This window comes from Paenibacillus cucumis (ex Kampfer et al. 2016) (assembly GCF_019748695.1).
In the GTDB taxonomy this organism is placed as follows: Bacteria; Bacillota; Bacilli; order Paenibacillales; family Paenibacillaceae; genus Paenibacillus; species Paenibacillus polysaccharolyticus.
In genome coordinates this window covers 313,813-335,459 of record NZ_JACLIC010000002.1, presented here as the reverse complement: position 1 = coordinate 335,459, position 21,647 = coordinate 313,813, and the positions used below count along the sequence as shown (strand labels likewise).

Annotated in this window: 23 protein-coding genes and 1 riboswitch; of the genes, 6 read left to right on the top strand and 17 right to left on the bottom strand. The window is 45.0% G+C overall.

Features of this window, described 5'->3' with window-relative positions:
- The first annotated feature begins 229 nt into the window (after window positions 1-229).
- Window positions 230-361: riboswitch (cyclic di-AMP (ydaO/yuaA leader) on the top strand.
- Between the two features lie 5 nt (window positions 362-366).
- Window positions 367-831 (top strand): C40 family peptidase, encoded by a 465-nt coding sequence (locus H7T88_RS01460; RefSeq protein WP_145412618.1) that lies wholly within the window; start codon window positions 367-369, stop codon window positions 829-831.
- A gap of 138 nt (window positions 832-969) precedes the next feature.
- Here H7T88_RS01460 and H7T88_RS01455 read toward each other — a convergent pair whose 3' ends face one another.
- The 4 genes from H7T88_RS01455 to H7T88_RS01440 all read right to left on the bottom strand — a co-directional run bounded on the left by H7T88_RS01455 (window position 970) and on the right by H7T88_RS01440 (window position 2,828).
- On the bottom strand, window positions 970-1,299 hold the full coding sequence (locus H7T88_RS01455) for a carboxymuconolactone decarboxylase family protein (RefSeq protein ID WP_090924755.1): 330 nt from the start codon (window positions 1,297-1,299) through the stop codon (window positions 970-972).
- Window positions 1,300-1,481: 182 nt separating this feature from the next.
- Entirely contained in the window at window positions 1,482-1,700 is a 219-nt protein-coding gene (locus H7T88_RS01450; protein ID WP_090924754.1) for a hypothetical protein, read from the bottom strand.
- 118 nt (window positions 1,701-1,818) lie between these two features.
- Window positions 1,819-2,148: a hypothetical protein gene (locus H7T88_RS01445; protein WP_024629266.1), complete on the bottom strand. Its 330-nt coding sequence runs from the start codon at window positions 2,146-2,148 to the stop codon at window positions 1,819-1,821.
- A 98-nt stretch (window positions 2,149-2,246) separates the two neighbouring features.
- On the bottom strand, window positions 2,247-2,828 hold the full coding sequence (locus H7T88_RS01440; protein WP_090924753.1) for a xanthine phosphoribosyltransferase: 582 nt from the start codon (window positions 2,826-2,828) through the stop codon (window positions 2,247-2,249).
- A 204-nt stretch (window positions 2,829-3,032) separates the two neighbouring features.
- On the opposite strand from H7T88_RS01440, the gene H7T88_RS01435 reads away from it, so the two are divergent.
- Entirely contained in the window at window positions 3,033-4,091 is a 1,059-nt protein-coding gene (locus H7T88_RS01435) for a YkvI family membrane protein (RefSeq protein ID WP_221786533.1), read from the top strand.
- Between the two features lie 148 nt (window positions 4,092-4,239).
- Complete coding sequence (gene catA / locus H7T88_RS01430; protein ID WP_154886545.1) at window positions 4,240-4,890, top strand: type A chloramphenicol O-acetyltransferase; 651 nt, start codon at window positions 4,240-4,242, stop codon at window positions 4,888-4,890.
- A 69-nt stretch (window positions 4,891-4,959) separates the two neighbouring features.
- Here catA and H7T88_RS01425 read toward each other — a convergent pair whose 3' ends face one another.
- From H7T88_RS01425 to H7T88_RS01400, 6 genes are all read right to left on the bottom strand, one after another.
- Window positions 4,960-6,084: a glycosyltransferase family 4 protein gene (locus H7T88_RS01425; protein ID WP_221786532.1), complete on the bottom strand. Its 1,125-nt coding sequence runs from the start codon at window positions 6,082-6,084 to the stop codon at window positions 4,960-4,962.
- A gap of 372 nt (window positions 6,085-6,456) precedes the next feature.
- Window positions 6,457-7,005 (bottom strand): GNAT family N-acetyltransferase, encoded by a 549-nt coding sequence (locus tag H7T88_RS01420; protein WP_260510641.1) that lies wholly within the window; start codon window positions 7,003-7,005, stop codon window positions 6,457-6,459.
- A gap of 194 nt (window positions 7,006-7,199) precedes the next feature.
- Window positions 7,200-8,291 carry a hypothetical protein gene (locus H7T88_RS01415; protein WP_221786531.1) on the bottom strand — a complete coding sequence of 364 codons (1,092 nt, stop codon included), beginning with the start codon at window positions 8,289-8,291 and terminating at the stop codon, window positions 7,200-7,202.
- A gap of 128 nt (window positions 8,292-8,419) precedes the next feature.
- Window positions 8,420-9,223 carry a Cof-type HAD-IIB family hydrolase gene (locus H7T88_RS01410; protein ID WP_221786530.1) on the bottom strand — a complete coding sequence of 268 codons (804 nt, stop codon included), beginning with the start codon at window positions 9,221-9,223 and terminating at the stop codon, window positions 8,420-8,422.
- A gap of 22 nt (window positions 9,224-9,245) precedes the next feature.
- Entirely contained in the window at window positions 9,246-10,007 is a 762-nt protein-coding gene (locus H7T88_RS01405) for a pseudouridine synthase (protein WP_154886553.1), read from the bottom strand.
- A complete protein-coding gene (locus H7T88_RS01400; RefSeq protein ID WP_221786529.1) occupies window positions 10,004-11,698 on the bottom strand; it encodes an RsmB/NOP family class I SAM-dependent RNA methyltransferase in 1,695 nt (564 codons plus the stop codon). Before H7T88_RS01400 ends, H7T88_RS01405 begins: the two co-directional genes overlap by 4 nt.
- A 220-nt stretch (window positions 11,699-11,918) precedes the next feature.
- Between H7T88_RS01400 and H7T88_RS01395 the strand changes: the two genes are divergently transcribed.
- Window positions 11,919-12,467, top strand: coding sequence for a thioredoxin family protein (locus tag H7T88_RS01395; RefSeq protein ID WP_145412612.1), 549 nt, complete (start codon window positions 11,919-11,921; stop codon window positions 12,465-12,467).
- 107 nt (window positions 12,468-12,574) lie between these two features.
- Here H7T88_RS01395 and H7T88_RS01390 read toward each other — a convergent pair whose 3' ends face one another.
- From H7T88_RS01390 to H7T88_RS01380, 3 genes are all read right to left on the bottom strand, one after another.
- Window positions 12,575-13,096, bottom strand: coding sequence for a DUF309 domain-containing protein (locus H7T88_RS01390; RefSeq protein ID WP_221786528.1), 522 nt, complete (start codon window positions 13,094-13,096; stop codon window positions 12,575-12,577).
- Window positions 13,083-13,898 (bottom strand): GTP diphosphokinase, encoded by an 816-nt coding sequence (gene yjbM / locus H7T88_RS01385; protein ID WP_090924744.1) that lies wholly within the window; start codon window positions 13,896-13,898, stop codon window positions 13,083-13,085. Before yjbM ends, H7T88_RS01390 begins: the two co-directional genes overlap by 14 nt.
- Window positions 13,899-14,032: 134 nt before the next feature.
- Complete coding sequence (locus H7T88_RS01380) at window positions 14,033-15,130, bottom strand: quinone-dependent dihydroorotate dehydrogenase (RefSeq protein ID WP_154886558.1); 1,098 nt, start codon at window positions 15,128-15,130, stop codon at window positions 14,033-14,035.
- A gap of 254 nt (window positions 15,131-15,384) precedes the next feature.
- Here H7T88_RS01380 and H7T88_RS01375 point away from each other — a divergent pair, with 254 nt between their 5' ends.
- Complete coding sequence (locus H7T88_RS01375) at window positions 15,385-15,522, top strand: hypothetical protein (protein WP_167375854.1); 138 nt, start codon at window positions 15,385-15,387, stop codon at window positions 15,520-15,522.
- 86 nt (window positions 15,523-15,608) lie between these two features.
- Here the strand turns inward: H7T88_RS01375 and H7T88_RS01370 are convergent, their stop codons facing one another.
- The 3 genes from H7T88_RS01370 to H7T88_RS01360 form a co-directional block, all read right to left on the bottom strand.
- Window positions 15,609-17,048, bottom strand: coding sequence for a L,D-transpeptidase (locus H7T88_RS01370; RefSeq protein ID WP_154983999.1), 1,440 nt, complete (start codon window positions 17,046-17,048; stop codon window positions 15,609-15,611).
- Between the two features lie 176 nt (window positions 17,049-17,224).
- Window positions 17,225-17,467 carry a ferredoxin gene (locus H7T88_RS01365; protein WP_090924741.1) on the bottom strand — a complete coding sequence of 81 codons (243 nt, stop codon included), beginning with the start codon at window positions 17,465-17,467 and terminating at the stop codon, window positions 17,225-17,227.
- A gap of 120 nt (window positions 17,468-17,587) precedes the next feature.
- Window positions 17,588-18,865 carry a DNA polymerase IV gene (locus tag H7T88_RS01360; RefSeq protein WP_221786554.1) on the bottom strand — a complete coding sequence of 426 codons (1,278 nt, stop codon included), beginning with the start codon at window positions 18,863-18,865 and terminating at the stop codon, window positions 17,588-17,590.
- A 357-nt stretch (window positions 18,866-19,222) separates the two neighbouring features.
- Between H7T88_RS01360 and cimA the strand changes: the two genes are divergently transcribed.
- The gene (gene cimA, locus H7T88_RS01355) at window positions 19,223-20,842 is read left to right on the top strand and encodes a citramalate synthase (RefSeq protein ID WP_221786527.1); all 1,620 of its coding nucleotides are present in this window, start codon (window positions 19,223-19,225) and stop codon (window positions 20,840-20,842) included.
- Between the two features lie 129 nt (window positions 20,843-20,971).
- Here cimA and H7T88_RS01350 read toward each other — a convergent pair whose 3' ends face one another.
- On the bottom strand, window positions 20,972-21,523 hold the full coding sequence (locus H7T88_RS01350) for a TlpA disulfide reductase family protein (RefSeq protein ID WP_090924739.1): 552 nt from the start codon (window positions 21,521-21,523) through the stop codon (window positions 20,972-20,974).
- Window positions 21,524-21,647 lie beyond the last annotated feature (124 nt).

Sequence of the window (21,647 nt, the reverse complement as noted above, 5' to 3'; positions counted from 1 at the left end):
TTTGTTAAACAGAATGGTTTCCTTTTTAGCTCATAACAATCTTGTTTATTATCCAAGTTCTCTCATATGAAACACAAATGACTTTTTTGTAATCTTTAACTCCCTAATTTCAACAAAATGATAACTAAAATCGATAATTCCGCTAACATTGAGGCTAAATGAACACCTTTAAACAGGTTTGACAATTACGCATTTATGCAATATAGTTTCAAATAGTTACAAAAACTTAATTATTCATTTGCCGAGTTTCAGGATTGAAAACGGGGGAACCATTTTGGGTGAATTATTCTTATACATAGGAAATATAGGGAACCTTCTACCGAACCCTTAGCTAACTCCGTAGGCATCGAAGGGAGAACATTGATTTTGAAAAAACTGATTATTTCCATTTTTGGGGCTGCTGTACTATTTACATCCGGGGCAACAAGCACAGAGGCAAGCACAATTAATACGATGGTTAACAATATGACAGGCATCCCGTACAAATGGGGCGGCACAACCATGGCTGGCTTCGATTGTTCCGGGTTTATGAGATATCTTTTCAACAAATATAGCATTGAGCTCCCTCGCACGTCGCAACAACAAGCGAAAGCCGGAACACCTGTCTCCAAAGCAAGCATTCGTACAGGAGATCTGGTCTTCTTCAACACAACAGGTAGAGGCATCTCACATACAGGAGTATACATCGGTGGAGGTCAATTCGCACATGCCTCCAGCAGCAAAGGTGTCAGCATCACCAAGTTGTCCAATCCGTATTTCAGTGATCGTTATGTAACCGCAAGACGGGTGACAGGTCAATTTATGTATAACAAAATGTTGGGTAAACTTTAATTGAATTTAAAGAACGGGGAGTAGCCTTTGGCTACCTCCTTACAGTAAAGAAAGTAAAGATGAGCTATAAAAAAACAAGGTCATACGCCTCTATTAAAGAGGTGTATGACCTTGTTAATTTTTGTTTTACTTCATTCACTAATGGAGCGCCTTCTGCACCCTCATTGCTCCCTGTGACAGAGCATGTCCGCCGCCCACTGCACCAGCAACAGCTACCGTCTCCATGATCTCCTGATCGGTCGCTCCCTTGGACCGGGCTTCCTCCACATGATAGAACGTGCACACTTCGTTATTAGCAAACAAACCGATACCTAGCGCAATTAACTGCTTGGTTTTGGCGTCAAGCACACCCGGCTGGAAGCACTCTCCCGTAAACTCATGATATGATTTCACCACATCCGGGAGAACGTCGCTTAATGCGCCAATCTGATCCTTATACGCATGAACTTTATCATTCATCAATGTCATGACTTGCAACACACCCTTTCGGCTGTAAATACAGCGAATTGTTCCACTGTACCTATCTTCTCTCGCGTGCGTCGCAAATATGCCTGATCCTGATGGTAATTCCAAACATTTGGTGTAGCAGACATTCTCTTTGAAGGAGCTTTCCGGTAACGTGAATCCGTTAAGCTAAGCACTCATGTCATTTATTCACTTAAAACACTTTGACGAGGCTCACTGAACAGCTGATAACGGTAAGACCGATCCAGCTTCACAACACGGCGATTTTGCCTGCGAATAAGTACTTGCTCATCATCCCAGGCTACCACGATGCCCGTTACATCATTAGACTCCAGTTCATCCCGCACTACTCTTACCTTCTCCCCTGACAAACGCAGGGCATCCAATTCTGTATCACTAATCATGTCATAACTCCTATACTCAAATTTCTTTACAAAAAGAGACCTAAATGAAAAGTCATTTAGGTCTCACGTGACTGTATTGGACTGTCATGTCATTCGAAAAAAATGTCCCGACTGAGAGTTACCGCTGCGCGTGCTCTTTGCTGTCGTTCTTCTCGAACCAAAAATCAAGCACTTTGGCGGACATCACACGTTCTTCAAGGTACTCTACTTGGTGCGGTGTAAATTGTTCTTTCCAAGAGAAGGACAACTCTTCACACAAGCCTACAATCGTCAGTAATTCTGACCAGGCAACATAGCGTTTGTACCAGAAAAATTGAGGATGTTCAATCATATAGGGATAAAGGTCATCGAATTCCGTATGTTTACAATCCAGGGCACGTTCAAAATGAACTTTCGATTCCGCCAGCTTATCAATAAAGAATTGTTCTGTTGCCGGTTGGTTCCCCATGGTGTTGCCTCCTCTCCCTAACATAACCCCATTATAAAGGAAATCTAAGGCCATGCAAAGTCATACTTCAAAAATTAGGCCCAATTTCCTTCAAAAAGTCACATTTCATTATCGTCGAATTGCACGGTGCCATTATTCAGTGAACGAATGCGTACAAGAGCTTCTACTGGAATCCCTTGTTCACGGATGGTGCGAGCACCAGCCTGGAAGCTCTTCTCCACCACAACACCAAATCCCACAAGTTCTGCGCCGGAACGCTCAATAATTTTAATTACGCCGCGGGCTGCATCTCCGTTTGCAATAATGTCATCAATGAACAAAATGCGGTCATTTTCATGAATGTATTCGCGAGACACCATAATATCCGTTACGATTCCTTTCGTAAAGGATGGTACACGTTCGCAGTAGGCATCAGGATCGGCCAGAAGCGTTTTTTTGCGGCGGGCAAATACCAAAGGTACTCCCAGTTCATGTGCTGCGGCAAAAGCAACCGGAATCCCTGATGATTCCACCGTAATCACCCGAGTAACTCCACTCTCGCGAAAACGAGCAGCAAACTCCCGTCCCATCTCCATCGTTAATGCAGGATCAATCTGATGGTTCAGAAGACCATCCAGTTTCAATACCTGATCCGAGATGACGACACCCTCTTGTAAAATTCGTTGTTTTAATACGTCCATGATTTGACCTCCCAAGCCTATCCTATGAGGTATAAAGTATCATATATCCAGCTACAAGTTCAAGCGAAATCAACCCTAAGTCCACAGAACCTGATAATTCAGAGTCGTTAGCCGATCCTGCAGTCATGACTTTCATTGGTCAAGCATAACTTGTACTATGGTACCCGCATGTCCAACAATCCCGGGACCTGAAAGGGGAAACACATGAAACAGGTATTCCGGGTGCTACAGATTGCATTCACATACATCGGAACTGTTGTCGGGGCCGGCTTTGCCACAGGACAGGAAATATTGCAGTTTTTTACCCAATATGGCAAGTGGGCCACAATCACCATTGCTTTGTCCACCATGCTCTTTGTCTGGCTCGGAACCAAAATGATGCTTATTGCTCATGATACCCGTTCGCGTTCCTATGAGGATCTTAACAAACATCTGTTTGGTCACAAAGCTGGCAAATGGATTACATGGATTACTCTTATTGTTCTGATCGGTGTAAACAGCGTGATGCTCGCCGGGGCGGGTTCTGTCTTTATGGAACATCTGGGTTTGCACTACCAAACAGGTTTGATCATCACTTTGATCGGTACATATCTTCTTCTGGGACGTGGAATGCAGGCCATTCTGCAAATGAACAGTATTGTGGTGCCCATGATGCTTCTGCTGTCCCTGCTTATGATTTTCAGTACGCTACATCATCCGGGTGTCTTTCGTTTTGTCACACTGACAACAGATAGCAATCCGTTTCAGGCATGGATTTCCCCATTACTTTACACCGCATTTAACCTTGCGCTCGCTCAAGCGGTACTTGTACCTGTAGGCAGTCAGATTCGTCATCGCAATACATTAAAATGGGGCGGAATTCTAGGCGGGATTGGCGTAGGTTTTATGCTGATGGCAGCCCATTTTGCAATGTCGGCCCAGATGCCAGGCATCGTACAGTTTGAAATCCCTATGGGAAGTATCGCTTTTCAACTGGGATGGATAGTGCAATCTGTATATGTCTCATTGATTTTCATGGAAATATTTACAACGTTTGTTGCCGACATCTACGGCATGACTTTGCAACTTAGACAACATATCGATGTTCATCCCCGGTTGATTACACTAGTCATCATGATGTTATGTTACTCGTTTAGCCAATTTGGATTCAGCTCCCTTTTATCCGTTCTTTATCCCATTTTCGGATGCATGGCACTCTTTTGGGCGGGTAAGCTCATTAGGGATCGCTGGGGTACATTTCGTGGTCGGAATAATATGAATTGAAGGCTTAGATATGAGATTGAAGCAGTTTAAATGGATAAAGTTATGGTACAATTTAAAGTAAACCTTAGTAAAGGATGGGTTCTGATGAAAAAAGCAGACAACTTGGCCTCCTAAATTCGTTTTAGATAAAATTTAGGAGGCTCATCTAATGAATTTTAACAAAATTGATTTTAACACTTGGAATAGAACAGACATATTTCATCACTATATGAATCAAAATACTTCATTCAGCCTAACCAATGAAATGGATGTAACTGCTGTATATCAACTCATCAAACAAAAAGAATATCGATTCTATCCTGCATTTATCTTTTTAATTTCAAGTGTGGTTAACTCAAATCGTGCTTTTAGAACGGGTTACAACAAGGATGGAGATCTGGGATATTGGGATATGCTGGAACCGCTCTATACCATCTTTGATCACTCATCTGAGTCGTTCTCTGCCATTTGGACTCGTGTTACCGATGATTTCAACACGTTTCAAGATGCCTACATTATCGATGTAGAAAAATATAAACGTTCAGGCAAATTGTTTCCCAAGACACCTATACCTGAAAATGTGTTTTCCCTTTCGATGATTCCTTGGACATCTTTTACTGGATTTAACTTAAATATCAACAATAATAACCGTTACCTTCTTCCCATCATTACGGCAGGGAGATTCATCCACAAAGGTAATTCGATATTTTTACCATTATCACTACAGGTTCATCACTCAGTTTGTGATGGTTTCCATGCCGGATTGTTCATGAATGCTGTTCAGGAATTAGCAAACAATCCAGAGGATTGGCTGTTGTAAAATACGTTATATACAAAAATGCCGCTGTATCACTACAGCGGCTTGTTTCATATATTTGCTTTCCCAGTTTTACGACTGAAATTGCAAGTACATTTTTTTCAAATCATTCACCGATCTACCCAGCGAGTAAAATGTTTTGGCTTTTTCACAAGCGGAACGAGCCAGTTCATAGCGATATGCCGGGTCCAGCATGACCTTTTCCAAGGCATCAGCCAGCGCAGTTGGATCTTCAGGCGGTACGAGCAGTCCATTTACACCATCCTCAATCTGTTCAGGGATTCCCCCCACATCGGTGCCTACAAGCGCCAGACAGCTAAGCGCCGCTTCGGCGAACACTGAACCGAAGGCTTCTGCACGCGATGGCAGTACAAACACATCAAAGAATGGCATAAACTCTTCAGGATGTAGCGTATATCCATAAAAAATCGTTTCATTATAAATTCCCAGACGCTGTGCGAGCTCTTCCAGATCAGGACGAATCGGTCCATCTCCAATAATATGAAGTACATAATCATGTCCCCTATCCTTTAACTCCGCACATGCTTTAAACAAAATATCTAGCCCCTTGGCAGGAACAAGCCGGCAGACCGTTACCAGTTGCGGGACCGCATTATCATGGGGAATCGGTTTGAACCGCTTCTCATCAAAACCATTCGGAATGATGCCGATGCGGTCTGGATGTTTCACATACGGGCTCAAATATCGACGGAACGAATCAGATACCGTTAGCAGACGCTCGGCACGATACTCAAGCTCTCCATAGATGGCCTGCAGGAATTGATGTTCCAGCCCGTCAGGCTCTATACGGCCATTCAAAATAAGCTCTCTCTCATAACTGGAGTGAATGGTTTGAATGAGGGGAACCTCAGGAAACACCGACTTCATGGCAAGCCCTGCAATAGGATGATGCGCATGAATCAGATCATAGGGCTTCTGAATGCGAAGCTTGGTCCACCATAGATAGTCACGATATGTCTGAATATACTTTTGTACCACAGGACTATCCTGATAGAGGGTCCAGTCAAACGTATCAAACTGTACTTCCTCTCTCCCTTTGTTACGAATACGTTTGGGCAAGGAAAACAGGTCCATCTCCCATCTTGGGCTTGCAAACCTCTCCTGCATATAAGGAATCATAGAGGATACACCTCCGGGCTGCTCCGGAGGAAAGAATAGAGCCTGTAGCAATTTCAACGTCATTATCCCCCTTTCCAACTTCATTTCTCTTTTTCCACATTCATTTATGATATATTAGAACATATGTTCAGTAAAGCGGCTCTTGAGCCTCCAACTCCGTTCTTTACACGAAAATGTATTTTCATGCATTTTATTGCATACCATTAATGTTTATTATGACATAGAAAAGCAAGAACATCCACCGCTTTGACAACTTAATTATTGAGTCGTATATACAACATATTCAGTCAACTCCACATGCAGAAGCTTATGTTTTACATTTATCTCTTCATCAAAGGACTAAGCTGAATATAGAAAATTAGACGCATAAGCTTAACTGCTTCCAGGTCCTTCCTCATGATGTCATCAACAACTCGTTACGAATTCTTGCTACAAGTCAACCGGTTTCTCGTAAATGCTGAACCCATCATGCTTACCTGCATAGCCGAATCCATTTCCTGCATAAAACGTGTTTAACGTGACATTGTCAGCCCCGCAATCCAATCGTACAAGAGACTTATTTGCGAATTGTATGCCACGACTCGACCATTCCAATATGGACTTCCCCAGACCTGTTCGAGCATATTTTCTTCGTATGGCAAGTCGATGTAGATAGAGCGCCCCATCTTCCGCGTGGGCCTGATCTCCCCACAACTTGAGATCCCATGGACTCGGCTTCTGCATGAGAATGACCATTCCAGCAATCTGCGCTTCTTTTTTGAAAACAAAGACGTCCCCTCGGCGAATGGCCGAAGGTGTATCATGAGAATCTTCCCCTTGTAACAATGCATTCCATTGGGAAGAGCCTTTACTTTTCAACCAGGATGCCGTCTCTGCAAGCAATGAGAGCACCTCTTCCGTGTCCTCCGGCTGTGCTTGAACAGCTTCAAAGCCATCATTAATGTACTGGCTGTGAATGGTGAATGTGTGTGTCATCATGTCCCTCCTATATGCTCCGGTTTCCACTGCTCGCTTCCCTTGGTTTGGACTACGTCCAAATCCAAAAGTCGCTCCCATTCGATACCATCGCAACTGCATTAATTATAAGAACTAGTCGTAATATACCGAGAAAAGTTTTTTTCGTCAAAAAATCAAATTTAAATGCTAAAAAAAGGATAAAAGGCGTCCGCCTCTTACCCTTCCATTCTGGCTTCGTCAATAATCTGATTACGGTAGAGCATCGTGAGATGTAGTGAGTCGAATTCGATCTCTTTATTTAGCTCCCTCATTAGCACTTCTACCAACGTTTTACGCTGCACACTCGTGCCTGGCACATCGTAATCCATATAACCTGTCAAATCAGAATGTGACGTATCGATGGTCGCTGTGCCCACGGGCAAACCTCCGCGCTCCTGAACGAAAAGATCATATATTCTGAACTCCCGATCCTTGTTCCTGAGCATTACATAACATGCTTCTTCCGCCTCTTCTGGCTCAATCATATCTCCGATCGCATCAATGGAGTTATCTTGCTCTTCATCTTCCTCCAGCTCTTCGGAAAAATCACGATGCACCCATTCTAGCGTCTGCAACTCGTTCCCCTGATGCCATATCCGAATGGTAATCGTATCAATGATCTCCTCATCCAGTTCCCGTACAAGCAATTCTGCCGCAGCTTCCTGTACCATGTCGTCAGGTTCTTCGTACCAGTGAATCTCCCCCTGTGCATCGGCTCCATACTGTTTGAGCGTAGCCTCTGCTACCTCTTCCCCTTCAACATCATTGAATACATAGCTAGATAAGTTACGACCGGCACTGATCATCTCCATTTCCAGCAAATGTTCCTGGTCTTCATATGTAAACGATCCATCCCGAGATGCGGGAATGATATTCACCTCGCCTGAAAAGTCATCACCATAACGGCTCTCTTCGTCATACAGTTCATCATCTTCCGTAGCCGCTGTTCCGCGAGAAGACCATAACGTCTCTTCACTTCGTTCCGCTGGTTGCAGGACGGAATGCAACGTGCCACAGCTCACCAATACTTCATAGTAGGATGCCGCCACCGCATCTGCAAGCGTACGAACATAAGCATGTACCTTATCAATAATGAGCTGCTCTACTTCCTCTTCTATAGACTCCTGTTCCAGTTGAAGGCTGCCTGACAGACGCTCCCCTTCTCTGTAGATCAGTAAAAGCGAACCTGTATATCTGCCATCTACCATAATATCCTGCACTTCACCACTTGCTGTGCGCAGATCCGCCGTTAAATCAATCTGTACCATTGACAGTCCTCCTCATTCCTAACGTATTCTCTTAGGATGCCCCTAGAGACAGTAGTTTATGAGGCACTGTACATTTTCGAACGATGATGGAGCCTTTTCGTAGATCAAGTAAGGAAACAGCGGAAGGTTTATACGGACAAAATATACTTGTGGATCGCGTGCGCAACCCCTTCATCATTGTTGGACAAGGTCACTTCATCGGATGCGGCTTTCACCTCTTCTGGAGAGTTATCCATCGCAATCCCTTTACCGGCAAAAGTAAGCATCGTAATATCATTGAAATAGTTACCAATGGCCATGATCTCGGATGGCACAATGCCTTTGGAATCTGCCAGCCTTTTAAGCGCCGTACCTTTGGAAGCTTCGGGATGCATCAGATCAATGAAAAAGTCACCGCTACGTGTCATGTAATACGGCAGATTCCAGGACGTCCACTCGCGCTGGACCATATCCATCTGCTCGATGGGGCCAAAAGCTGTAAACTTCGCCAGAGGTTCAGTCATATCTGCCCAACGGGGTAGCTTAAGCGGCTCAGCCAGGAAATTATAATACATCTGCCTTACCTGTAATTCCAAACCTTCGGGTTGATCCACATATAGACCAAAGGCGGTATTGATGTCAAAATGCACATCATTTTCACGACAGTACGTCATAATAGGTTCAAGTCCCTGGGTATCCAGAGCAAACTGATGAATAACTTCACGTGTCTCCACATGCGCAGTAACCGCACCATTATGCGTGATAACATAACCATCCAGACCCATCTGTTTCATAAAAGGAATCGTGTTGGCCGGGCCTCGGCCTGAACAAAGCACAATCTCCGCCCCTTGGCGTGAGGCCTGAATCAGTGTTTCTTGTGTCCATTCAGTCAATTCATGATCATCATTCAATAAAGTTCCGTCAACATCCAGTGCAATCAATTTGTACGTCATATGCTTCTCATCCCATCTGTGTTTAGTTGGTTGCATTGTTATTTCGCAAACAAGTCAGCTCTTCTGCAGTTAACTCGCGGTAACTCCCGATTGCCAGATCGGAATCCAGCTTAAGTTCTCCCATGGCTACACGTTTCAAATAGATGACACGTTTGTCCACAGCCTGGAACATGCGTTTGACCTGATGAAACTTCCCCTCATGGATAATAAGCGAAATAAGCGATACGATGCCTTCATCTGTTTCTTCATATCCCAGCACAGTCAGCTCCGCCGGCATGGCCTCATACCCGTCATCGAGTCTAACGCCGGCTGCGAAACGCTGCACGTCATCCACATCCACTTTCCCGAGCACCCGTGCTTCGTATGTTTTGGGTACATGTTTTCGAGGCGATAACAGATCATGGGCAAGAGGGCCATCATTTGTCAAAATAAGAAGTCCCTCCGTATCTTTGTCCAGCCTCCCTACCGGGAATGGTTGAAAGATCCGATCTTCTTTGCGCAGCAGATCCAGCACCGTTTTATCCCGAGCATCTTCCGTCGCAGATACAACACCGGGCGGTTTGTGAAGCATCAGATAGATCATTTCACGGTAAACAATCCGCTCACCATCCGCTTCAATGATGTTTATTGCCGGATCAACCTGAATGCCGCTGTCCTTTACCGCTTTGCCATCCACATGAATACGTCCCTGCTTCACCATTTTTTTAAGCTCGCTGCGTGTACCTACACCCATATGACTCAAAATTTTATCCAATCGCTGTGTTTGTTTGCCTTTCCCACTCATACCGATGTCCACCTCCATCCTGCAGGGTATTCATTTTTCAATACACCATCCAGCCATTTGCCCCAGCCGGCTGCATATCCATCCACGCATACGAGCACATACCCCTTAGGCGCTGCTCCTTCCAGAAGGTTAAGCCGTTCTTGCTCTATATTCAGCGTTTCCCCTTTCAAGTACCTTACTGCTTCTCCATCTTCAGAAGATAGATGCACACTTCGATGTGCCTCGGATGCACGCAATGCGCACGCCAGGGGATGGGACGGAACGAATCTCCCATTTTTAACCGTGCCCATAAACCATCCGGGGCGAATCACTTTCAACCCTTCCAGACGGGCAGCACCTACCGTTGACTGGTATACACGATCCCCGTAACATACCGTTTCACCTTCAAGCGGTATAACCAGATTCTCATTTACAAACTGAGCATAGACCGCTAATGGATCAACGGAGCTGGAATCCGAAGCTCTTCCTTGCCCTCGGTCAGACTTGCGACCACCAGCCTCTTTCCCTTTCTTGCCTGGTTTCGCGGTGTGTTTACCACCGCGTGTACTTTTGTCGTTGCTTGCTCTAGATTCAACCCGTAACAAACGTTCCTTTTTACGATCGGCTTTGGTTATAGGAAGCGAAGCCGATCGTAAAAAGGAACGATCCTCACTCGGTTCATGCAACAATCTGGACTCAGGCACACGTTGTCCAGCACCACGTTTTTCTTCATGTAACTCTTTATCTAACTCTAGATTAGATTCATCAGAGTGTTTGATCACAGCAACATAATGTCCCTCTCCTTCTAACAAGTGAGGCCACAATCGGGCTGTACCGCGCGTTTGATCCAGCACTTCTTCTGTCTCCGTCGCCTGATCTGGCAACATCTCACGCACCCAATCCGGACGTCCTGGGGCAAATCCAGCGGTATCAGCAATATTAACTACAGCAAAATCACGATTTAACTTCAAAAACTCGGCAATCATCGCTTCGTTTTCCTCCGGCGCAAAGGTACAGGTCGAATAAACAATCGTTCCTCCTGGAGCCAATAACCGCGCTGCCGTTTCGAGAATATCTCGCTGCATCAACACACACTTCTCCACAGAATGATGTTCCCAGGATTTCACCATGTCTTCATCCTTACGGAACATGCCTTCGCCTGAGCACGGTGCATCGATCAACACTTTATCAAAATAATGAGGAAACGCATCCGCGATGCGCTCAGGTGACTCATTCAGCACAACGGCATTTCTTACGCCGTACAGCTCCACGTTTTTGGCAAGTGCTTTGGTACGCTCTGAATGAATGTCATTCGTGACAAGCACGCCCTTACCTTGCAACTTGGCAGCAATCTGGGTTGATTTCCCCCCAGGAGCAGCACACAAGTCGAGTACGCGATCTCCAGGCTGGACGTTCAGTTGCTCCACGGGAGCCATTGCACTCGGTTCCTGAATATAATAGAGACCCGCGTGGTAATAGGGATGCAAACCAGGCTTCACCCCATGAGGCACGTAAAAACCCGTTTCGCACCAGGGAATAGGTCTTAAGTCAAACGGGGCAATCTCTTTAAATTGTTCCATTGATATTTTAAGCGTATTTATGCGGAGCCCGGCATGCGGGGATTGTTCATACGATTGTATAAAAGATTCAAATTCATCGCCAAGCAAACGTTTCATTCGCTCTGCGAAGTCCAAAGGCAACTGTACGGCCATAGTTCCACTCATCCTATCCTGTTAAAATGACATATTGCTCTATGTTATCATATCCTGATTTTGCTTGCCTATCCTATCATGTGTATTCCACTACAGCGTGTAATGTAGTATAATGCTAATAGATTGTTTTATCAGCAAAAATTCGGTTGTTTATGCATATTATCCCAGCCTGCATTTTTGTTGCAAATTTTATCTCGATATGAAAAATGGGGGATGAACAATGAATTCCAAGAAGAAAAAGAAAAGCGCTACAATCCTTATCTTCCTCGGCATACTAGTCGTCATGATTGCTGCGCTGGTTCTCGTGAACCAACAATCCAAGAAACAGATGGATACTGTAGAAAACGCTTATGGCATTGCAGCTTCCAAGCTTAATCCGGCTACAAGAGAGTTGCTCAAAGATCCTAACTATCAACAAATCATCCTGCCGGCTGATCTGAAAGCTAGAATCGATAACAAGGATAGCTTCTTTGTTTATTTCTTTGCTTCCGACTGCTCACACTGCCGTGCAACGACACCACAATTGATGCCGCTGGTAGACAGTGAAGGAATTAAGCTTCCACAGTTTAACCTGCGCGAGTTCGAATCCGGCTGGACAGATTACAACATTGAATTCACACCTACACTCGTTTATTACCAAGATGGCGTTGAGAAAGACCGCATGGTTGGCGGTTTGAAAGAGAACGGAAGCGACAACGGTTATACTCTGGACGACTACAAGCAATTTTTTGATAAGTATAAAGGCAGTGCAACTCCAAGTAAAAGCTAGTTCAATGAACTTTGGTAAAATTAAATTCAATAAACCAAAAACACCCCGATCATTCCTGTAAAGGAATCGTCGGGGTGTCTTGTTATACAAACATAGGATGTAGGACCCTAATTATTTGCTTGATGATTAGCGTTCTCGTCATGCTCATGTAACTCTGTCTGATGTAGTGCCTTCATTTTCTCTTCGTAAATTCGTCCCCGGGTTGGACTTCGCCGCTGCGGAACATTAGGTTTCAGCTCCAGCGACCTTTTCTGTATATGCTGTACAAGTGCCTTATCCTCAATAAGGATAGACAGATCACGATACTCCAGTTTTTCAGAATCATGATCTTGTAACTCGTTCACAATTCTGTGAACGTCAGCTTTCAAATCGCCCAGATGGATACCGAGAATACTGTCAGGATACGATTCCAGCAGTTCGAGAGAACTTTGCAGCATCATTCGTCCACCGCGAAAATTACGATTTCTATAGTGATACAGTCCCACCGCGATTTGCAGCAGGCCTTTGTATAGCGGGTCTCGATCTCTTTCCAACCACAATTCTTCAAGCACCTCATGACACTCGAAATAATCCCGATCTCGATTAAAATAAATCAGATAATCAATGTAGAGCGGTTCATAACTGCTCATCTGGATTTTCGCCCTTTCTGGCGTTGTTCAGAAGTTCCTTCACATCATCCAGCAGCACTTTGAGCCCCTCCATATCATTCCGTTCCCAGCAGTCATTGAATCGTCTCTGTGCTTCAATTGCCTCATGAACCAGATGATAGAAATACAGCTGTTGAATGATACTGAGCGTTCTTGACACAATATTGGAATCATCCTCGAAAGCCTTCTGCGCTTCCAGAATCTGCAGACGGATCGCTGACATCTCATTATCGAGGACGAAAGCGGCCTCCGCTGTTTTCTTAAGTCTCGCTCGCATGTCCTCCGGCAGACTTTCCCGGTATTTATAGCTCAAAGAATGTTCAATCGTTGCCCAAAAATTCATGGCAAGTGTCCGAATTTGAATTTCGGCAAGCACTTTTTTCTGCCCCAAGGCCGTCTGTACAGGATACTCAATGATCATATGAAAACTGCGATAACCACTTTCTTTGAAGTTGGTTATATAATCTTTTTCAATCAATACGGTTAAATCTTTCCGTGCTCTGATGTACTCGGCAACACGCCTAATATCATCCACGAACTGACACATAATCCGAATACCCGCAATATCCTCTATCCCCGTCTCCACATCATCCAGTGCCACATTCAGACGTCTTGATTTTTCCAGAATACTGGAGATTTTTTTGACACGGCCCGTAACGAATTCTATCGGGGCATATTCTTCCCGTTTCTTCAATTCGGCCCGCATCGTTTTGAATTTGACCTTCAATTCCTCTACCGCTTGTTCATAAGGAAGTAAAAATGTACCCCAGTCTCTACCGTCCATCGTTAAGCCTCCTGTCTCTATAGCATCCCCTGTTCTTATCCATTATACATGATGTTTGCCGGGGGGAAGAGTCCCGATCCATTCTACACTCTCCCACGCTTCTATTATTCCGTGTTCTGGGGGTATATCGCTCTTTAACGGTGGTCTGCACCAACCGCCTCTGAAATATGATGATATCCGTCCTTACGCAGTAATTCGCGCAATCCAGCATGGATTTTACGGTTTACTTCTGGTCCTTCATAGATTAACGCAGTATAGATTTCTACCAGGCTTGCTCCGGCTTTAATTTTCTCATAAGCATCCTCACTGGTAAAAATGCCACCGGAGCCGATGATGGGGAGCTTGCCTTCAGTCTGTCTGTATACCTGACGAATGATTTCTGTTGAACGTTCACGTAGCGGCTTTCCACTGAGCCCGCCCGTTTCCTTCGCGTGCTGATGCGAGAGACCTTCACGGCTGATTGTTGTATTCGTCGCAATGATACCCGACACCCCACTCGCCGCAATCGTACCAACCATATATTCGAGTTCTTGCTCATTCACGTCAGGAGCTATTTTGACAAGTACGGATTTGGCTGCTCCACCAACCTTAGCCTGTTGGCGATTCATCTCTTCCATCACTGCAGCCAGCAGTTCTTTCAATTCATTCCCATGTTGCAGATTACGCAAATCCGGTGTATTTGGTGAACTGATATTGACCACAAACAAATCTGCATAAGTATATAACGCTTGTATACATTTCGCATAATCCAGATGAGCTTCCTCATTTGGAGTGACTTTATTTTTTCCAATATTGACCGCTACAGGGATACGACGTTCTTGCAGACGCGCAAGCTCACCCGCCATCGCTTCTGCACCGAGATTGTTAAAGCCCATCCGGTTCACCAGCGCTTCATCTGGCGGTAAACGGAATAGACGGGGTTGATCATTACCGGACTGTGCGAGCGGGGTCACCGTTCCAACCTCCATAAATCCGAACCCAATCGAAGAGAAGCCGGTAACAGCCTGTCCGTTTTTATCCAGACCTGCGGCTAGACCAACCGGTGTAGGAAAATGACAACCGAACATGTCCACCGCCAGATCCGGGGTTTCACGCACGCCGTACATGACACGTAGTCCGGATGGAACTGGACGGACACTACCCACACCGCTTAGGCCACCAATAATCAGATGATGGGCCTGTTCAGGGTCCATCTTAAACAATAAAGGTTTAGCAAGACTTTTGTATAACAAATCACTCACTCCGTTCTGGTTCGGTACGCCATATGGCCGCTCTCCGTCTCTTATATGTAAAAAAACTCTACACACAAGTCTAGCCGTTTCTCCTTCAAAAAGAAAGTCATTTACGCATAGACAAACAAATTTCAAATCAGATGATCTAAGCATAAGAAATCGACCTACCCACTGGAAATAGCAGGCTGAATTCTTTACAATGAAAGCATGGTTACTCTAGACCATTTCGATACCTATGAAGGAGGAAAAAAGACATGGCTCAGAAACGTAAACCACCTGCATTGCAACAAAAAAAAGAAGAGGTCAATCGCAAAGCCATCATATGGACAGCAGCCAGCGTTGGCGGTTTGATCGTTATCATTGGTGCTCTGCTTATTATTGCCAATATGTAGTTGAATCAGCATCCACTAACCGAACTTACATATAGTAATCTCTGAGCTTAAAGGGAACTTTACAATTATATCAGAGAACTGCAGGGTCAATTTAGCCAGTGATATGTTTTGTTTGGATTGTTCTGCTGAGGAACAAGTTTGTACTTATACCGCTGTTCGGCTTTTGGCACAGATGTTAGCTCTGGGAGCAGATCTTTACCAATGCGCACCGGAGTTCCTTGCGGAGCAAGAGCGAACAACTCTTCCACATCCGCTTTGCTCATCCTCACACATCCAAGGGACTCATCAAGGCCGATGCTATCAGGCTCATTAGTCCCGTGGATGGCATAATTCGTATTCGAGAGCTGCATGCCTCGAGTTCCGAACTCTCCATTAGAGTGGCCATTCGGATTAACCACTTTATCCGTAATGACATAAGAGCCCTCAGGCGTCCGCTCTCCGCCCAGACCCACTTCATACATCCGAATGATCGTATCCCCGCTGATGAGTGCCAACCTGTGGTTACTCTTGTCGATCACAATCTCAAGCGGCTCTTCAAAAAAAGGCTGTCCCCCTAACGTATCAGCAAACGGTGCCTTTTTCGTCTTGGATGACCCGGTAGCCTGTTGTTTCCCGTTACCGTTAGAACTTGCCTCTTGAGCCTTGGATTGATGAGTGGCTAACAGCTGTGGAAACATCTCACTCATTTCAGCTGAAGTTTCTCCCAAAATATTGTTAGGAAACGGCTGGGCCAGTGCTGTGACAGTCTTTGGCCAGGATTTGTGTTGTTTATGATATGAAAGGATTGCACTTGACAACGCTGCGGCTGTCTCCTGTTTAGCTGTCCACGCGGATGCCATACGTTTGATCTTAGAGGATACTTTAGGCGGTTCACAGTTGCATTGTTCTGCATCATAACTTTGGGCCGTGAGCTTGCCTTTTTCATTGGTCTGCACAATGTATTTGACTGGCATATCCCGCTTCCAGACAGACCATTTCTCTGAGGTCTGCATGCCGAGAACAGCCGTCGTATTCATTCCAGCACCTGATCCAGACCAGGCAGTAGCAAGAGCATCTCCCCCATCGTTTCCATTGCCAAATCCAGCCGCTGTGAACACATTGCTCTGCTCTATGGACGTTGGACTCACTCCTTGTTGCTCTTTAGCAAGCTCTGCAGGAGGTGTGTCGTCCTCTGACTCCAGGGCTTCAGACAGGGCATCCGTCGCCCCTTTATGGGCACCAGGGGCATCTGCAGGCGGTAAACCCGCTAAAAGTAGTATCATTAACAGAGTCAGCCACATTTTGCGTCTGCGTTTCTTTTTCTCCTTAAGCTCAGACATCTCTACTAACTTATCCTGATAGTCCATCCATATGTCAGCAGGGGCTTTACTCCGCTCGAAAGCTTCATACACTTCGCCCGCTTGCTGAAAACAATAATTGGCCTTTCCTTCCTGTCCTTCGCCAAGGTACTCTTTGCCTAACAAATACCATGCCATTTTATTATCTGGATGTTTCTTGACATATGACCTTAGATCCGTATTTTGCATCTAATCCTCCACTATTCCGGCGTAAGCTTATAGAGTTATATATCGGCATCCAGCGTCAAAATATGCATAGGACTTCAGTACTTGGTACTAACCAATTGAATTTGGCACATATAAAAAAGCACACCTTCTGTCTCTGCGACAAAAAATGTGCTTTGATGTACATGAAATGAAAAAACTTAACCTTCTTTATTAAAAGGCTCGTCCGCTACTTTAATGGAGTCTGTAGGGCAACCATCGCATGCATCCTGCATATCATCGAACAAATCATCAGGGATGGCCTTGATTCCTTTGTTAGCATCGCCATCAAAGATCACTTCTGCCAAACCTTCATCATCATAATCATAGATATCTGGAGCTGTTGCTCCGCAAGCACCACATGCAATACATGTGTCTTTTTCAACCCAAGTATATTTACTCATTGTACAATCTCTCCTCCTAGAGTTCACCACGAACCGTGTTTTTATCTAAAAACATATTAAACCAAAGTTTGAATAATTACAAATCAAATTGCAACAACCACAACTTTACATTATCCCTGTTTAGTCGAAACTTTGCAAGTTATCTTTTTGCAGTGACGTTCCCCTTACTTTGTGATTACGAAGCAATACGGAAGGGTCATCCCCCAGCATCCCTGCAGTCACTACCGCATTCTCACCGAATTTATCCCGGAGCTGATCCATAATTCGAATTAAACTTTCCTTTTTCGGCTTTTGTTCATATTCAAACAAATCCATCTGCACAGCTGACTCTTCTCGCGGAATCAATGTCTGCAACGTGATGCCAAGCATTCGTACAGGTTTTCCATTTCCCCAGTGTTTTGCAAAAAGCTTACAGGCCTCACGATAGATGACTGCCGCGTCCTCTGTAGGTATATCCATCATGCGGGACCTCGTGATCGTTTTCATATCAGGTGTACGAATCGTGATCTGTATGCCTTGACTGAGCATTTCGTGTTTGCGTAATCTTCGGGCTACCTGATCACTGATGTTGAGAAACACGCGGTGGATATCCCCCATTTCAGAGACATCGGCTGGCAGTGTTGTTGTATGCCCAATCGATTTATTCGCTTCCCGCTCCGCAACGACAGGCGAGTGATGAATGCCATTAGCCGAATTTTTGAGCCAAGTTCCATTTACACCAAACAGGTCTATCAGCATTTTTTCGTCCGACTTAGCCAGTTGGCCGATCGTATCAATGCCCAGCTTTTTAAGCTTCTCGGCCGTCTTTTTCCCGATACCAAACATCTCGTTACATGGTCTATGCCATAAAATGCGCGGCACGTCCCTCATTCGCAAAATCGATATGCCGTTCGGTTTTTTCAGATCCGAAGCCATTTTGGCAAGCAGCTTGTTCGGCGCAATCCCAATGGAACAGGGCAGGCCAAGTTCCTCCATGATTCTCTGCTGAATCTGTTCAGCGATTTCAATAGGTGTACCGAATTGTTTCGACCCCGTAATATCCAGATAACACTCATCAATTGAGGTTGCTTCCAGCAAAGGCGTATAACTATACGCAATCTGCATAAACGCTCTGGAGTATTGACGATACAGGTGGAAATCCGGTCGAATGACAATCAGATCAGGACATTTTTTCATCGCCTGTTGCACAACCATGCCGGTTGAAATCCCTCTGCTTCGGGCTGTATAAGAACAAGTGACAATAACACCCTTACGCAACTCGCTGCTACCCGCAACAGCAGTCGCTTTTCCTCTATATAACGCCGGCTCTTCTGCTTCATGTACTGAGCAATAAAAGGCGTTCATGTCGACATGCAGAATCACTCTGCCAGCCGCTGGATAATACTCGCTTACATTCATTGGAGGATTGTTGTCTGAAGACTTCACGCCCCCCACCCTTTCTCTCCTCCCGGCCGGGAGTTCGCTTTATTGTCGTTGTTAAAATTATAACATAGGTCGCCTTTTGATACCCCGGACCCTTTTTCACAATTAAATCAAAATTGTTTACGTCAACCTGCGAATTCTATGTAGCATTTGGCTATAATGATGCTATAATAATTAATTATACAAATTCACGAGTTTGGGACAAATCCATCTAACCAGTTTAACACAGTGTAGCGTTGCTACATCGAAGGATTTATCCATTAACGTTCTTACCTTTTTTCAACCATACCATCAAAACTTATAAAAAAGCGCTTTACCTTAAGGAGGATCTTCATGTCAAAGGCCATTTCCATCTTCGATACAACATTACGCGACGGCACACAAGGAGAGGGTGTCAGCTTATCAGCAGATGACAAACTCAAAATTGCCAAAAAGCTGGATGACCTGGGTGCTCACTATATTGAAGGCGGAATTCCCGGTAGCAATACCAAAGACATTGAGTTTTTCAAAAGAGTCAAGGAATTGAAGCTGAACGCCAAAGTTGTTGCATTTGGAAGCACTCGCCGCAAAGGCAGTATCGCCAGCGAAGACGCCAATCTGAAACGTATGATCGAATCCGGTGCACAGGCTGCAACGCTGGTCGGAAAATCATGGGACTTCCATGTGCATACCGCCTTGCAGACTACGCTTGAAGAAAATCTGTCCATGATCTATGATTCCATCGCGTATTTGAAACAAAATGGCATGGAAGTGATCTTTGATGCCGAGCATTTCTTTGATGGATTTAAAAACAACCCGGATTATGCACAAGCTGTCATGACCAAAGCCCACGAAGCCGGGGCGGACTGGCTCGTCATGTGTGATACTAATGGAGGAACGATGCCTCACGAAGTTCACGAGATCGTATCCACCCTGCATCGGATGTTGCCGCAAGCACATCTTGGTATCCACACCCATAATGATTGTGAGCTAGCGGTTGCAAACACGCTTAGTGCTGTACAAGCAGGGGCCCGACAGGTTCAAGGCACAATGAACGGTTATGGAGAGCGCTGCGGTAACGCTAACCTCGCTTCCATTATCCCGAACTTGCAGCTCAAACTGGGTTACGAATGTGTCTCTGAGGATTCCATGAAACAACTCACGAATGTTGCTCGTTATATCAGCGAGATTGCGAATGTGAATATGCCAATCAACCAACCTTATGTAGGTAATGCGGCATTTGCTCATAAAGGTGGTATCCATGTGTCTGCCATCTTGCGGGATTCCCGAACCTATGAGCATATCGTGCCTGAACTTGTCGGCAACAAGCAACGTGTGCTTGTCTCCGAACTGGCTGGACAGAGCAACATTGTGTCCAAAGCACAGGAAATGGGATTGGAATTTGATCCAAGCAGCCCGAACTCCCGTCAAATCATTGAAAAAATCAAAGACCTGGAGCATCAAGGTTATCAATTCGAAGGCGCCGATGCATCGCTGGAATTGTTGATTCGTGAAGCGAACGGAGATATGAAAGAACTTTTCACCTTTGAATCATTCAAAATGCTTGTGGAGAAAACGGCAGGCAAATCCGTGGTATCCGAAGCTTTTGTCAAACTGAATGTTGCCGGAACAAGTGTGTATACCGCAGCAGAAGGAAACGGCCCGGTCAACGCACTGGATAATGCACTTCGGAAAGCACTTGTGCAGTACTTCCCTTCTCTTGCTCATATGCACCTGTCGGACTACAAAGTTCGTGTACTGGATGAAAAGGATGCTACCGCCGCAAAGGTTCGTGTATTGATCGAATCCAAAAATACCGAGAACACATGGAACACTGTCGGTGTATCCGAGAACGTCATCGAAGCCAGCTGGGAAGCGCTCGTACACAGCTTCCGGTATGCTCTACTCCAGGAAAATATCTCGGATGAGCCGGAATCCTTTTCGATGCCAACCCCAGGTCTAATCAATCACTAGAAGTCTAAATCAAACACTACACATGATCCTGCTTCTTATTTCCCGGAAAATAAACAAAGCTTCTGTCACCTTTAACGATGGTGGCGGAAGCTTTTTCAATGCAAAACGATAAGCAAAAAATCTTTTCTTTTAGTTTGCGATCAGCTTTTTAATTTTTTTCTCCAACTCTTTTTCTGGCAGGATGCCAAGAACGATCTCTTGGATTACGCCCCGGGAGTCAATAAGAACGTTCGTTGGAAATGCAACGCCATTATACTGAGCATAGACGGTTCCCTTTTCATCAAGCGGGATCGGGAATGTCAACTTGTACTCGTCCACAAACGCTTTGGCATCCTTCAATTTATCGTATGAAGTAACATTTACACCGTAAAGATCCAGCTTATCTTGGTATTTTTCAGCCAGATGGTTCAGTTCAGGTGCTTCTTGTTTACAAGGGTCACACCATGACGCCCAGAAACTGACAAAGGTCGCTTTCTCTTTCGCCCCGCCTACGCTATACGTCTTGCCATCGAGTCCAGTCAGCGAAAATGGCGGTGCCAGTAACCCTGCCTTCGGCCCCGTCTCCGTTGGCATAGGCTGTTCCTGTTTAAAAACTGCGGCAATACCACTATCCGTATTCTGAGCAAGAGCTATACCAATAAGCAGGACAGCTCCGAGCAGTATGTATATGTTACGTTTCATCACTCGCCACCCTCTTGTTCATTCAATGTGTATCCAATGGAATTACATCATTCCTTTCTCATATTGTACCCTTTTCCCTTAAAATTTTACAATCGGCACCGAACAAAATAAAATAAAAAAGGAC